Genomic DNA, 14,813 nt, shown 5'->3' on the forward strand with positions numbered 1-14,813 from the left:
AAACCGGAAACAACAGATCCAGAGAAGCCTGGAACAACAGATCCAGAAAAACCGGAAACAACAGATCCAGAGAAGCCTGGAACAACAGATCCAGAAAAACCGGAAACAACAGATCCAGAGAAGCCTGGAACAACAGATCCAGAGAAGCCTGGAACAACAAATCCGGAGGAACCTGGAACAACGAATCCAGAGAAGCCTGAAAAAGAATTACCGAAGACAGGACAGAAAATGCCTGTGGAACCATATATGGGAGCACTTCTTATAATGATGAGTTTTGGGTTACTCGTATTAGGTAGAAAACAACAGAGATAATAAAAGTGGAAAGGTATCCTCAAAGTATTTGAGGGTACCTTTTTAGCATAAAAAAAAGCATCTAGCAAAAGTACTAGATGCAAATAAAAACACAAGGGAAGATAAATGTCTTCCCTTTTCCCGTAAGTAATTATATCAAAAAAATTATAAAAAACTAGCTTTATTTTTAATATAATGAATGTGTGAAGCTATGAAAGTAAAAGATTACACTATTTTCGTAGTGTTTTTTATTAAAAGGAGTGAATTATAGTGCTCGGAGTAAAATTTTATGATTGGAAAAAACAACGTCCTAAAAAACATTATTTGCGTGTGCATGAAATTAGGATTTTTGAGTTAATTTTCTCAAAGAAAATTAACGAGTTTGAAATGGGATTGGGAGAGATTGAGCAAGTTACTGTCTATTGTTTAGCTAATGAAAATACTGATATTTCATATAAAGTGAATAGAGCTTTAGGTGAAATTTGTGTATATGTTCCTTACGATTTTATGGAATTTTTAACACTTGATTCAGTTGAAGAGAAATACAATGAGTTTTGTAAATTAGTACATCAATATGTTATCCCCGGACTTGAAGAAAACTCTACTCTCTCACCACCTATTGTTAGAAAGTATGTCGAAGAGTCTTTGGGAGAAATTGTGAAACGAAACTATGAAGGGATATTTTTAGTAGGAAAGACACCTAAAAAAAGCCCAAGCCGTAAGAAGATAGCGATATTAAAAGGAATTCATCGTGTTAAAGGTTTCCAACTACGATGTGAGGTGTACGATGAAAAGGGTTTAAAGATTCGCGATCAATTATTGGTGGAAGAGGTAGGTAACGAAATGGTGTATTCAAGATTTTTAGGCACATTAAAATGGGAAAGTGAAAATTTAATTGTGGTCAAATCAAAATCTAGTAGTTGGAAAGAAGAAATTTATATTTAATAATAAAGCTATTATAGAAGAAATGATTTGTAGAAAGAAGAGATGCTATTGCTTCTTCTTTCTTTATGTTTATTCGATTAATGAAGGGGATTTTAAAGAAATGCTCGACATAATGTAAGAAACTATAATTTTACAAAACTGTATATAACAACTAATATATAAGTAATAAATTCATATAATTGGAGTGATGAGATGCAGCCGTTAGAAAAGGAGATTCATTCTAATATGCTAAAAGTGTGGAGAATTCATGCTTTAATTGGGGCGGCAGTTATACTAGCAGTCGTAATTGCGTATTTCTTTTTTATGATTAACTTTAACTGGTGGGGCTGGTTGTTTGGATTGTTAGTGACAGGAGCAGTTATATACATACCACTCGACTATTTTGTATTTCCAAATTTACGTCAACGTTATTATAGTTACAGATTAAATGAAGAAGAGATTGAGATTCAAAAGGGAATGTTCGTTGTAAAACGCGTACTTATTCCGATGATTCGCGTGCAGCACGTAACGATTGAGCAAGGGCCAATTATGAGAAAGTATAATTTAGCAGAATTACATATTTCAACAGCGGCAACTTCTCATAGTATTCCAGGCTTAACGAAGGAAGAAGCAGAGCAGCTGAAAAGACAAATTGGAGAACTTGCGAAAGTGAGTGATGAGGATGTATAAGAGGCAACATCCAATCACAATTTTATTAGGTATTCGAATTGCGACTTTGTTGCCTTTTATTTTTCTTGTTTTATTTCGTTCAGATGGTGAAGTAAAACCTTGGTATTTCTTACATCTTGTTCTTTTGTTTGTATTATTTATTATGGCTATTTTTTCAGCTGTAAAATGGTATTTCAAAGTATACTGGGTTGTAAATAATATTGTACATATTAAACACGGTGTTTTTGTGAAGAAGGAAAGTTATTTAAATAAAGATCGTGTGCAAAACATTAGTACATCTTCTAATGTCATTTATCAAATGCTTGGGCTTACGAAATTAAATATAGAAGTAGCGGGCGGCGGTAGTGAGCCGGAAGTGATGTTAGCTGGTATTAAAGAAGATGAAGCGAAGGAACTGATTGCCTTATTAAATAAAAAAAGAAGCGCTGCGAGTGAAGAAGTACCCATGGCAGAAGAAAGTAAGACGATTTATCAGTTAACGATGAAAGAGATTTTAGTAGCTTCCATTACGTCTGGTAGATTCGGATTAGTGTTTTCTGGATTACTTCTTATTTACACAGAGTTTAATCAATTTCTTCCAGAATGGCTCATAAATAAAGTGGAAGCGTATGTGATGGATAACGGTGTATATGAATTAATCGTTATGGCCGCGATTTTAATGGCGGTTTCGTGGGTCGTTTCGACAGCTGGTTATGCGCTAAAATATGCGAACTTTAAAATAGAGCGAAACGGAAATGAAATTCGTATTGTGCAAGGGTTATTTGATAAGAAAGAGTTTGTCTTAAAGCTCCACCGCATTCAAGCAATTACTGTGAAAGAAGGAATTCTCCGCCAGCCTTTCGGTTATTGCTCTGTCGAAGTGGAAGTCATTCAAAGTATAGAAGCGGCAGGGAATGAAGTGATGTTACATCCTTTTATGAAGAAAAAAGATGTACAGCAGCTACTTGCCTATTTACAGTTGCCATATGAAATAGAAGAGGAAATCGTTCATTTACCGAAGGCTGCATTACGCCGTTACGTCGTAATGGGCTGGATTACAAGTGCTGTGCTCGCTGTGCCAATCGCTGGTGCGAGTATATATTTTAAACAACATACTGCGTTGTTCGTTCTTATACCGCTATTTATTGTATTTACAATACTTGCATACGCTAGATATAAAAGTGGTGGATATATGATACGAGACAATCAGTTAGTAATGGTGCACCGAGGTCTCGCGAAATATACAGGGATCATGCGAAGAAGACATGTTCAAGTAGTAGGATATAATCAGTCGCATTTTCAAAAGAAAGATGAGTTATGTACAGCTGCTGTAGCGGTGGCGGGACATGGTTATGAAGTGAAGCATATGCGAAAAGAAGACGCGCTTCGCATATATAATTGGTACAAAGAAAAAGGAAACACCGTGTAATGGTGTTTCCTTTATTTGTGTCGTGATTTGTCGATAAGTCGATATATTCGAAAAATCGCCGATATAATTTCATATACCGCCGACTCCGAACTCCGAAAATTAAACTAACACATCAAAAGTAGTCACGAACGACGGGCGAGAGAAAATGCTTTTTTGCTGTTCTGCATGTGGGTGCGCCTGAGCCTGAGCTTGTCCCTCTGCTTGTGCAGGACGTTTTTTATGAGCGTTTTCGAATGAACGTGATTCCGTCCAGTCTTTAAAGTTTTGCTCAGTTTCCCACATCGTTAAGATGACATATGTATCGTTACTTAATGGGCGAAGAACACGGATTGCTTGGAAGCCAGGCTCATTTTCGATTAGACCAGCACGGTTTTTAAAACGGTTTTCAAATACTGGGCGACCTTCGTCTGTTACAGAAATGTTGTTACAAACGATGTAGCCAGGTTGTCCTTTAAATTCTCCAACAGCGTCTAATACGTCATACTGAAGTGTGGATTCCACAGATTCTTCAGTATTTTCTTTATAAAACATATCTTTTTCGTTATTTTTTGCAGTGAAATGTGCTTGTTCTAGAGGTGTTTCGTATGAAATAATAGCCTTCATTTTAATGCCCCCTTTATGGTTTGTCTCTATTATATCAATTCTCTTAAAAAACTTCGAAGATTATATACATAAAGATACTTCTTTTTCAAATAATAAATGTACCATCATTTGGAAAGAAGGCCGATGTATGAAGAAAGCAAAGTGGACTTTATTAGGCGGGATAGCAACGTTCGTAGTAGCGATTGTACTCTATAAACTTATTGTGTTAACTGGTGGCTATATGATGGATGAAAAGCAGCTTGTTTTCCACTCTTCATCACGTATCGTTGACCAGAAAGGAAAAGAAATTACGAAGTTATATGTAGAAAATAGAGAGCTCGTGCCGATTGAAGAAATTCCAAAGTACGTGCAGCAAGCATTTATTGCTGTGGAAGATTCTCGTTTTTATGAGCATCAAGGAATTGATTACCCTTCTATATTTCGGGCGCTTTATAAAGACGCGTTAGCTGGAGAGAAGGTAGAAGGCGGTAGTACGATTACGCAGCAACTAGCTAAAAATGTCTTTTTAACTCGCGAAAAAACATTTACGCGTAAATTGAAAGAGGTCGCAATTTCTCTTCAATTAGAGCAAAAATATACGAAGCAGCAAATTCTTGAAATGTATATGAATCATATTTATTTCGGTCATGGGGCATATGGTATTCAAGCGGCAGCAAAGTTGTATTTTAATAAAAATGTAGAAGATTTAACAGTGGAAGAGGGAGCTATGCTTGCAGGGCTTCCGAAAGCGCCAAATGGCTATTCACCGTACTTATCCCTAGAAAAGAGTAAAGGGCGCCGTGATCTTGTTTTGTCACTTATGCATAAACAAGGCTATTTAACAGCGGAAGATAGTGTTCGTTACCAAGGGAAAACAATCGCTCTTTATAAAAATTCAGATGAACGTGAACTCGCATATATGCCGTATATCGATATGGTTATAGATGAAGCGGCGCGTTTATATGGTTTATCGCATCAAGAAGTACTGCGCGGAGGATATACGTTTGTCGTACCGATGGATGAAAAAGTTCAAAAGGTAGCATATAACCAGTTTCAAGATGCGAGAAATTTCCCTGGTAAAGAAAACGGGGCGCAAGGTGCATTTTTATTAATGGATAATCAGACTGGCGGAATTAAAGCCGCGATTGGCGGAAGAGAGTATGTTCCGAGAGGGCTTAATCGCGTTTTTGCAAAGCGGCAGCCTGGTTCTGTTTTAAAGCCGCTTATCGTATATGGACCTGCACTTGAGACGAAGAAATATAATCCATATTCTTTATTAACGAATGAAAAAAGTTCGTTTGAAGGTTATGAACCTCGAAATTATAATCATGAGTATACGAAAGAGATGACGATGTACGATGCGGTATTAGAATCAGCAAATGTGCCAGCTGTATCTTTATTAAATGAATTAGGGGTAGATGAGGGAAAGCAATATTTAGAGAAAGGGAATGTTCATATTGCGGACTCAGGTTTAAGCACAGCACTTGGCGGGCTGAAAAATGGTGTGTCTCCATTTGATCTTGTAAAAATGTACCGATCTTTTTTAGCAAACGGGAATATTATCGAACCGCACGTTATCGATAAAGTATTAAATAGACACGGAGCAGTCATTGGAGAATCATCAAAAGCTGAAACGAAAGTCTTTTCGAAGCAAACGGCATGGTATATGACAAAGATGCTTGAAGGAGTTGTGAAAGAAGGTACGGCGAAAGCTGGCGTATATAGTGGAGCTTTAGCTGGAAAAACAGGCACAACTTCACTGCCGAATGATGACAATGGTGCGCGTGATATGTGGTTCGTTGGATATACACCGAATTTAGTAGGTGCAGTTTGGATTGGCTATGACCGCACCGATAAAGAGCATCAATTACAAGATGGAAATGCATCTGCAACGATGTTATTTAAAAAGATTTTAACGAAAGCAAATATACAAGATAAAGCGAGTTTTCATAGGCCAAAAGGTGTTGAAACAATTGGACTGCCAATTCGTTTAGATAAGATTCAAAACGTGGAAGCAAAACTAGCATTTAGTCCTTTCGGTTTATTTGCAATGAAACTAAGCTGGACGCCGCTTCCTGATGAGAGAATTATGTACCGGATTTATAAAGTTGAAAAAGGAATTCATACTCACGTTGGAACGGCAAAAGGAACAGGGAAATATGAGGAAAAGTTTATTAATATATTCTCAAAACCAAGTTTTTACGTTGTGCCATATAACACACAAACGAACCGTGAAGGAGAAAAGTCAAAAGTAGCTAAACCGTAGTTTTTCTCTGTGCTATAATAAGAATGTTGTGAAAATAGTAAACGTTTTTACGAACGTTTGTGTCAATTTAATGAACAACGTACATAATGTTATGCATTTTGTTTTTACAAGCTGTATAGTAAAAAAAGATAAATATCGGAATAGAGCATATTTAAAGAAAAAGCATTGGTAAGGAAGGGAGCTAGGGTCTTGGTAAGAACTATAAATGAGACATTTTTAAAAGCATGTAGGGGGGAACGTACAGAGTATGTACCAGCATGGTATATGCGTCAAGCAGGTCGTTCACAGCCGGAATATAGAAAGATAAAAGAGAACTATTCTTTATTTGAAATTACACATAATCCAGAGTTGTGCGCTTACGTTACAAAGTTGCCAGTTGATCAATATAACGTAGACGCAGCAATTCTTTATAAAGATATTATGTCACCACTACCTGCAATTGGTGTTGATGTGGAAATTAAATCTGGCATTGGTCCAGTTATCGATAATCCAATCCGTTCTTTACAAGACGTAGAAAAATTAGGGGAAATCAATCCAGAAGATGACGTACCTTACATACTAGATACAATTCGTTTATTAACGACAGAAATGTTAGATGTACCGTTAATCGGTTTTTCAGGAGCTCCATTTACGTTAGCGAGCTATATGATTGAAGGCGGTCCTTCTCGTAATTATCATAATACGAAAGCGTTTATGTATGCAGAGCCGAAAGCTTGGTTCGCTTTAATGGATAAGCTTGCAGATATGGTTATTACATATTTAAAAGCGCAAATTAATGCAGGAGCAAAAGCGGTTCAAATTTTCGATTCTTGGGTTGGAGCAGTAAATGTAGCGGATTACCGCATATTTATTAAACCAGCGATGGAGCGTATTTTTGCAGAAGTTCGTAAGGTGGGTGTTCCAATGATTATGCACGGCGTAGGTGCTGCACATTTAGTGAATGAATGGCACGACTTACCGCTTGATGTAGTAGGTTTAGATTGGCGCTTACCGATCGAAGAAGCACGCGCACGTGGTGTTCACAAGGCGGTACAAGGAAATATGGATCCTTCATTCTTATTAGCACCTTGGCCTGTTATTGAAGAACATGTAAAAGGTATTTTAGATCAAGGGATGAAGCAGCCAGGTTATATCTTTAACTTAGGTCACGGCGTATTCCCAGAAGTAAATCCAGATACATTAAAACGCTTAACTACATTTATTCATGAGTACTCTAAAGAACAGTTAGCGAAGTAAAGGAGATTGTCTGTATGAAAAAGAAAATTGGTTTGCTTGTAATGGCATACGGAACGCCATATAAAGAAGAAGATATTGAACGTTACTATACACATATTCGCAGAGGAAGAAAGCCAAGTCCTGAAATGCTAGAAGATTTAACAGAGCGTTACCGTGCAATTGGTGGTATTTCTCCTTTAGCTACTATTACATTAGAGCAAGCTAAAAAGTTAGAAACGCGTTTAAATGAAGTTCAAGATGAAGTAGAGTACCACATGTATCTTGGTTTAAAACATATTGAACCGTTCATTGAAGATGCAGTACAAGCTATGCATAAAGATGGAATAGAAGATGCAATTGCACTCGTTCTTGCCCCTCACTATTCTACTTTTAGCGTGAAGTCGTATGTAGGACGAGCGCAAGAAGAAGCAGGAAAACTTGGGAACTTAACAATTCACGGCATCGATAGCTGGTACAAAGAACCGAAATTTATTCAGTATTGGGTCGATGCAGTGAAAGGTATATATAACGGTATGTCAGAAGCAGAACGTGAAAAAGCAGTGTTAATCGTATCTGCACATAGCTTACCAGAAAAAATTATCGCACTCGGCGATCCATATCCAGATCAATTAAACGAAACAGCTGACTATATTGCACGTGGTGCTGAAGTAGCAAATTATGCAGTTGGCTGGCAAAGTGCCGGAAATACACCAGATCCTTGGATTGGTCCAGATGTACAAGATTTAACGAGAGAATTAAATGAAAAGCACGGCTACAATTCATTCGTATATGCACCAGTTGGATTTGTTGCGGAACATTTAGAAGTTTTATATGACAATGACTTTGAGTGTAAAGTGGTAACGGATGAAATTGGCGCGAAATATTATCGTCCAGAAATGCCAAACGCATCGGACGCATTTATCGACTGTTTAGCAGATGTTGTATTAAAGAAAAAAGAATCTGTAATGTAAGTAGAAAGGGGGAGCTTACTTGAGGAAAAAAGTTGTGATCATCGGCGGTGGCATCACAGGATTGACAACAATGTATAACTTACAAAAAGAAATTCGTGAAAAAAACTTGCCGATAGATGCATTGCTTATAGAAGCGTCTGGTAAACTTGGCGGGAAAATTCAAACCGTTCAAAAAGATGGATTTACAATTGAACGTGGCCCTGATTCTTTCTTAGCAAGAAAAAAGAGCGCAGCTAAGTTAGTGAAAGAATTAGGACTTGATGCTGAACTTGTAAATAATAAGGCCGGTCAATCGTTCGTTCTCGTAAACAATCGGTTACATAAAATGCCGAGCGGTTCAATGATGGGAATTCCAACGCAAATTACGCCGTTTCTATTTTCCGGATTGTTCTCCCCAATTGGTAAACTAAGAGCTGGTTTTGACTTATTAATGCCTAGATCAAAACCAGTTTCTGATCAATCACTCGGGCAGTTTTTCAGGCATCGCCTTGGAAATGAAGTCGTTGAAAATTTAATTGAGCCATTATTATCTGGTATTTATGCAGGGGATATTGATGAAATGAGTTTAATGTCAACATTCCCTCAAATTTATCAAATTGAACAGGAGCACCGTAGTATTTCACTCGGTATGCGTACGCTCGCTCCAAAGCAAGAGAAGGCTGAATTGAAAAAAGGAATCTTTAAAACTGTGAAAACCGGTTTAGAATCTATAGTAGAATCTCTTGAAGCGAAGATTCCTAATGATATGGTAATGAAGGGAACTCGTATCGAAAAGGTTGCAAAACTTGGTGATAGTTATACGATTACGCTTAGTAACGGAAAAGAAATGGAAGCAGACGCGATTGTAGTTGCGACGCCGCATAAAGTATTGCCATCTATGTTTGCGCAGTATAAGCAGTTTCGTTTCTTCCGTAACATTCCGTCTACATCAGTTGCAAACGTGGCACTTGCTTTCCCAAAATCTGCAATTCAGCGTGATATTGAAGGTACCGGATTTGTCGTATCAAGAAATAGTGATTACACGATTACAGCGTGTACGTGGACACATAAAAAATGGCCACATACAACGCCAGAAGGAAAAACGCTTCTTCGCTGTTACGTCGGACGCCCAGGTGATGAAGCGATTGTTGAACAAACTGACGAAGAAATTGTGCAGCTCGTACTCGAAGACTTACAAAAGACAATGGATATTACAGAGGATCCAGAGTTTACAATTGTAAGCCGCTGGAAAGAAGCGATGCCTCAATATACAGTAGGCCATAAAGAGCGAATGAAAAAGCTCACAACATTTATGGAGGAAGAATTGCCAGGTGTGTATTTGGCAGGTAGTTCTTATGCTGGTTCTGGTCTTCCAGCTTGTATTGAGCAAGGTGAGAGGGCTGCAAAGTGTGTGCTAACTCATTTAGAGAAAGTAATGGAGACTGAATTAGTCGCACATTAAAATATTTCAAACAAAACGCCTTCAATTATATTGAAGGCGTTTTGTTTATTGGATAAAATACCTTTAGTCAATAAAGCTATATAAGTTATTTTGTATTATAGTTTGAAAACTTGTAAATTAAATAAATTTTGTGTAAAACTTGTCGAAATATAGTTCTATATAACGAATCATTTGATATGATAGAAATGCTGAGAAAATATGAATTAGGGAGAGGAAAATGGCTGTGAAGAAATTGTTAAGTATCTTTTTATCATTATTGCTATTGCTTTCATTTACTGGAACTTTAGCGCAGGCGGAAGAAACTACTTCTATGTCAGTAGAGAAAGCAATTCAAGTATTTAAGCAGCAAGGGAAAACGAAGGGGATAGTGGAAGGATATATCGTTGGGTATACGCAAAGTCCTTCTAAATACACGAAAGATCCGGCTAAGTTTGACGACACAAACGTGGCAATTGCCGATTCGCCAAACGAAACGAATCCAGACAAAATCATGCCTGTTCAATTGCCAAAAGGCGATGTGAGATCGGCAGTAAATGTGAAAGACCATCCTGAAAATATCGGGAAGAAAGTTAGGTTGACAGGGACGCTTGAGTTATATTTCGGTAGCCCAGGTTTAAAATCAGTAACAGCTCATAAGTTTCAAGGAGAAGAACAAAACCGCGTTAGCGATGTAGTGGCATCACCAAATGGTGGGGAAGTTGCAAAAGGAACAGCGGTAACATTAACAACGAATACAGAAGGAGCAACAATCTACTATACGTTGGATGGCTCTAATCCTACAAATAAAAGTGTTCGTTATAACGGACAAATTGTAGTGAATGAAAATAGTGTAGTGAAAGCAATCGCAGAAAAAGAAGGGCTTACTTCTTCAGCAATTTCAACATTTTCATTTATTATCGTAACAAATGAACCAGTTCGTATTCATGATATTCAAGGGAAATCACATATTTCTCCTTACAATGGGAAGAAAGTAAACAATGTGGAAGGCGTTGTCACAGCGCTTGATAAAAATGGTTTTTATATAGAAGATAATCAGCCGGATAATGATCCAGCTACTTCTGAAGGTATTTACGTATACAAAAAAGATACGAATGTAGCAATAGGAGATCTTGTCCAAGTTGATGGAGAAGTAGAAGAATATGTTGGGCCTGGATATGCAGAGCGATTTGAAACAGACTTAACGACGACGGAAATTAAGGCGAGTCGCGTTGCAGTAATCGCAAAAGATCAACCTTTACCAGCGCCGATTGTATTAGGAGAAAACGGTGTAAAAATCCCTGATCAAATTATCGATAATGATGCATTCGGTCTATTTGATCCAAATGAAGATGCAATCGACTTTTATGAAAGTGTAGAAGGCATGCGCGTTACGATGCCAACGCCAAAAATTATCGCTCCGCAGAAAAACGGTAATTTATATGTAACAGTAAAAAATGGCGGAGATAAAGTAGTAACGAAGTATGGTACACCTTTATTAGATAAAGAGCAATTAAATCCAGAGCGCCTTTCTGTAAAAGTACCTCGTGATTATGTCGCGAAAGTAGGCGATACGTTCACTGGAGATATAACAGGCGTAGTAGGATATGACTACGGTTCGTTCCGTATTTCGCCAGTAACGGAATTACCATCTGTAGTGGACGGCGGATTTAAGCAAGTAGGGGCAAATATTCAGCCGCGTCTTGATAAGTTAACAGTTGCTACATATAACATTGAAAACTTCTCAGCGAACAAAAAAGAAACAACAGATGAAAAAGTAAAAGCGTTAGCTTATTCTATTAAATATAATTTAAAAATGCCTGATATTATCGGCGTCCAAGAGATGCAAGATAATAATGGAGCAATCAATGACGGTACGACTGATGCATCTTTAAGCGCAAAACGTATCATTGATGCTGTATTAGAAATTCGTGGACCGAAGTATGAGTATGTAGAAATTGCGCCGAACAACAATCAAGACGGCGGGGCACCTGGAGCGAATATTCGCGTCGGTTTCTTCTATAACCCATCTCGTGTGAAATTAGCGACAGTACCGAAGTCACTAGATAAAAATGTAGTTCGTATTGGAGACGAAAATCCTTTATTTGAAAGTACACGTAAACCGTTAGCTGCAGAATTTACGTTCCAAGGACAAAATGTTGTTGTCATTTCAAATCACTTAAACTCAAAACTAGGAGATGCAACGCCATTTGGAAAAGTGCAGCCGCTCGTATTAAAGAGTGAAGAAAAACGAGTTCAATTAGCACAAGAAGTGAATCATTTCGTACAAGGTATTCAAGAAAAGAATACAAATGCACCAGTTGTTGTATTAGGTGATATGAATGACTTTGAATTCTCTAAACCTTTAGAAGCACTAGAGGGAACGATATTAAAAGATATGTTAAACACAGTGCCGAAAGAGAACCGCTACACGTACATTCATGAAGGTAACGCACAAGTGCTAGATCATATTTTAGTAACGAATAACATCGCACCGCACACAATTGTAGACCCTGTACACTTAAACTCAAACATTATGAAAGAACATGGACGTGTAAGTGACCACGATCCAGTACTTGTTCAAATTGATTTGAAGAAGGCTTCTTAAAGTAGGGGAACGCTTAGAAATATACTAAGCGTTCTTTTTCTGTAAAAATCATGTTAAAATTAATTAAAAATTCAGTTTTTTATAATGAGGAGGTTAAAGATGCAAGCATGGTTAAACGGAAAGTTAATGAATCAGCTTGCAATTTTTTTTAGTACGATCGTCATGCTCCAATTTTTAGCTGATGTAACAGGGCTTACTGAAAGTTTAGACATTACGTATAACTTAATACATACAGCATCTTCCTATATAACGTTTAGTTTGGCGGTTATTTTTACTTTAATCGGTGCAAGAAGAGAATTAAGTAAATATGCAATTATTGCATTATGTTTAGTGGTAGCTATTAAAGCAATTTATTTTGCGGCTGTTGTTATTTTGTGGGGATTGGCTGGTACGCCGTAAATGAATAAAAAAACCTAATTTCCAAGATAACGTGAGGAAATTAGGTTTTTACAATGGCTGAAAAGCTTTTCTACATCGATCTCGTTTTTGAAGTCTTCTCATATATCTTTTTTTGTCCCGTTGTAATCCTTTTATGTACATGAATAAGCTGACAAGGAAGAAAAATGTACATTGTAAAATGTATGGTGACATCCCGTGTAATGGTTGTTTTGGATCATATAAGTGAATAGGTGCTCCGCCTATTGTAGGGAATATTGTATTTAGCAGGACGAAAGGAATGGAAGTAACTGCCAATGGGAATAGAAGTGCCATGTAATCCTTTTGTGACCATGTGGACGCTGCTAAACCTAAGAGGGCCATTAAACCAGCGAATAAAAAATTAATCCCAATATATAGATAAATATAAGTGATGGGAGAAGAGAAATATAACTCTGCGAACATTCCGTTGCCATTTATCATGCTAGTACCGGCAGTTGGATCTCCATTTGGAATTGTTAATTTGCAAAGTAATAAAGAAAGAATGAACGGTAAAGTATAAAGAAATCCACCGCAGAAAAATGTAACGATATACTTTGTAAAGGAATACGAGAATAGGGAAATTTCCTTACTTATAAAAGTTTTGAAACCATCGGATTTATCGGAATTATAACTCGTACTAAATGGTAAACTCGCAATAACAGGCATTAATAATAAATAAATATCCATTTCATTATTACGAAACCCGATCCATTTAAAAGCAGTTGCTATAGCCCCATTCGTTGCGTCTCCTAAATAACGAATTACATAATAATAATGATAAATAGAAATAAGAGCTAATCCACTAAACATAATAATTAAAGAAACACGATTACAAAAAGCTTGCCTTATATTTAAACGAAGCGCACGCATCATGACTGAAAAAGCCTCCACTATTTTTATAAATCTGTCTACTTTCTATATTACTATTAAATGTAAGGATTTTCTTGTTTTTTTATTTGTTTATTAGAAAAAGAGGAATTTTGTTGTTGTTAGGTAAGGTTTAACTGTAGAAGAAAATTGTCAGAGTGAAAGGAAAAGGAAGGACATATTGAATTCTAGTTTAGACAAAATTAAGCTTTCTAAACTGAAATAAGAAAAAGGTGTTCATAAAAATTATATCTGAAGAACATCTTTTCCTTTCTCCTTTTTTTCTGATACACTATGACAGTATTATATAGATTGACTGGAATTTTTTTATACTGGGAATAATAAAAAAGAGAACTTGTATAGAATGTAAGCGTGTGGTAATATCAAAGATGTACTGATTGACTATATTATCCAATTGGTCATTTTTGGAGGTGACGATGTGGCGATAGATCGAAAACGTTCTATTATTGAAGCTGCAACAAAGTCTTTTTCAGCGTTCGGTTATAAAGCAACAACGATGGATCAAGTTGCGAAGTTAGCGAATGTAGGAAAAGGAACGATTTATACTTTTTTCAAAAATAAAGAAGAACTATTTGGTGAAATTATTTCTAATTTAATTACAGAGATGAAGCAAGTTGCAGAAAATGCAATTCGTTCAGATATTTCATTTTTTGAAAATGTACATAGAGCATTATATAGCATATTAGAATTCAGAAAAGAACATCAGCTCATGATTAAGTTAATTCAAGAAGAGCGTGATATGGGAACGAAAGAAGTACAAGAAGTGATGCAACAAGTAGATGTGGAAATCGTTTCTGTCATTCAATCGTATTTAAAGATTGCGATTGAAAAAGGTGAAATTAGCAAATGTGATCCAGAAATTACAGCATTTATTATGCTTCGCTTATACGTATCGCTTATTTTTGATTGGGAAAAAAATCATGAACCGTTAGAAAAAGAAAAAATATCGGAATTATTCGAACTTTATTTACTAAAAGGATTGTCAAATTAAGATAATCCTTTTAATATTATAAAAAATGACCAATTGAACAAATTGGTCAATCGTATAAGGAGGATGGTTAAATATAATCATGTAGATGAAAATGTGCATAGTATAAATTCGGGGATAAGGCATATGTATGAACAGATATAGCCTT

At 36.6% G+C, this 14,813-nt stretch carries 13 protein-coding genes; 11 read left to right on the plus strand and 2 right to left on the minus strand.

The annotated features are described in order from the left end of the window. From ABH959_RS24355 to ABH959_RS24370, 4 genes are all read left to right on the plus strand, one after another. Positions 1-312, plus strand: a 312-nt coding sequence (locus ABH959_RS24355) for an LPXTG cell wall anchor domain-containing protein (RefSeq protein ID WP_404493297.1), incomplete at its 5' end; no start/stop codon positions are given. A 249-nt stretch (positions 313-561) separates the two neighbouring features. After that, on the plus strand, positions 562-1,236 hold the full coding sequence (locus tag ABH959_RS24360) for a hypothetical protein (protein WP_404493298.1): 675 nt from the start codon (positions 562-564) through the stop codon (positions 1,234-1,236). A 192-nt stretch (positions 1,237-1,428) separates the two neighbouring features. Beyond that, positions 1,429-1,905 carry a PH domain-containing protein gene (locus ABH959_RS24365; protein WP_199659762.1) on the plus strand — a complete coding sequence of 159 codons (477 nt, stop codon included), beginning with the start codon at positions 1,429-1,431 and terminating at the stop codon, positions 1,903-1,905. Further along, complete coding sequence (locus tag ABH959_RS24370) at positions 1,898-3,313, plus strand: PH domain-containing protein (RefSeq protein ID WP_016093133.1); 1,416 nt, start codon at positions 1,898-1,900, stop codon at positions 3,311-3,313. Before ABH959_RS24365 ends, ABH959_RS24370 begins: the two co-directional genes overlap by 8 nt. A gap of 99 nt (positions 3,314-3,412) precedes the next feature. On the opposite strand, the gene hmoB is transcribed toward ABH959_RS24370, so the two are convergent. Then, positions 3,413-3,916 carry a heme-degrading monooxygenase HmoB gene (gene hmoB, locus ABH959_RS24375; RefSeq protein ID WP_002087141.1) on the minus strand — a complete coding sequence of 168 codons (504 nt, stop codon included), beginning with the start codon at positions 3,914-3,916 and terminating at the stop codon, positions 3,413-3,415. Positions 3,917-4,043: 127 nt separating this feature from the next. On the opposite strand from hmoB, the gene ABH959_RS24380 reads away from it, so the two are divergent. The 6 genes from ABH959_RS24380 (at position 4,044) to ABH959_RS24405 (ending at position 12,771) form a co-directional block, all read left to right on the plus strand. Continuing rightward, the gene (locus tag ABH959_RS24380; protein ID WP_113936584.1) at positions 4,044-6,161 is read left to right on the plus strand and encodes a transglycosylase domain-containing protein; all 2,118 of its coding nucleotides are present in this window, start codon (positions 4,044-4,046) and stop codon (positions 6,159-6,161) included. A gap of 189 nt (positions 6,162-6,350) precedes the next feature. Next, positions 6,351-7,397: a uroporphyrinogen decarboxylase gene (hemE, locus tag ABH959_RS24385; protein WP_113936583.1), complete on the plus strand. Its 1,047-nt coding sequence runs from the start codon at positions 6,351-6,353 to the stop codon at positions 7,395-7,397. A 14-nt stretch (positions 7,398-7,411) separates the two neighbouring features. Beyond that, complete coding sequence (gene hemH, locus ABH959_RS24390) at positions 7,412-8,347, plus strand: ferrochelatase (RefSeq protein ID WP_113936582.1); 936 nt, start codon at positions 7,412-7,414, stop codon at positions 8,345-8,347. A gap of 19 nt (positions 8,348-8,366) precedes the next feature. After that, a complete protein-coding gene (gene hemY / locus ABH959_RS24395) occupies positions 8,367-9,788 on the plus strand; it encodes a protoporphyrinogen oxidase (protein WP_219301541.1) in 1,422 nt (473 codons plus the stop codon). A gap of 217 nt (positions 9,789-10,005) precedes the next feature. Then, positions 10,006-12,372, plus strand: coding sequence for a DUF6359 domain-containing protein (locus ABH959_RS24400; protein WP_404493299.1), 2,367 nt, complete (start codon positions 10,006-10,008; stop codon positions 12,370-12,372). 99 nt (positions 12,373-12,471) lie between these two features. Beyond that, positions 12,472-12,771 carry a hypothetical protein gene (locus ABH959_RS24405; protein ID WP_404493301.1) on the plus strand — a complete coding sequence of 100 codons (300 nt, stop codon included), beginning with the start codon at positions 12,472-12,474 and terminating at the stop codon, positions 12,769-12,771. Positions 12,772-12,819: 48 nt separating this feature from the next. On the opposite strand, the gene ABH959_RS24410 is transcribed toward ABH959_RS24405, so the two are convergent. Then, complete coding sequence (locus ABH959_RS24410) at positions 12,820-13,662, minus strand: hypothetical protein (protein WP_242309776.1); 843 nt, start codon at positions 13,660-13,662, stop codon at positions 12,820-12,822. Positions 13,663-14,095: 433 nt separating this feature from the next. Here ABH959_RS24410 and ABH959_RS24415 point away from each other — a divergent pair, with 433 nt between their 5' ends. Continuing rightward, a complete protein-coding gene (locus ABH959_RS24415) occupies positions 14,096-14,668 on the plus strand; it encodes a TetR/AcrR family transcriptional regulator (RefSeq protein ID WP_061688996.1) in 573 nt (190 codons plus the stop codon). Positions 14,669-14,813: the final 145 nt, after the last annotated feature.

The organism is Bacillus sp. RC51, assembly GCF_044908115.1.
GTDB lineage: Bacteria > Bacillota > Bacilli > Bacillales > Bacillaceae_G > Bacillus_A > Bacillus_A mycoides.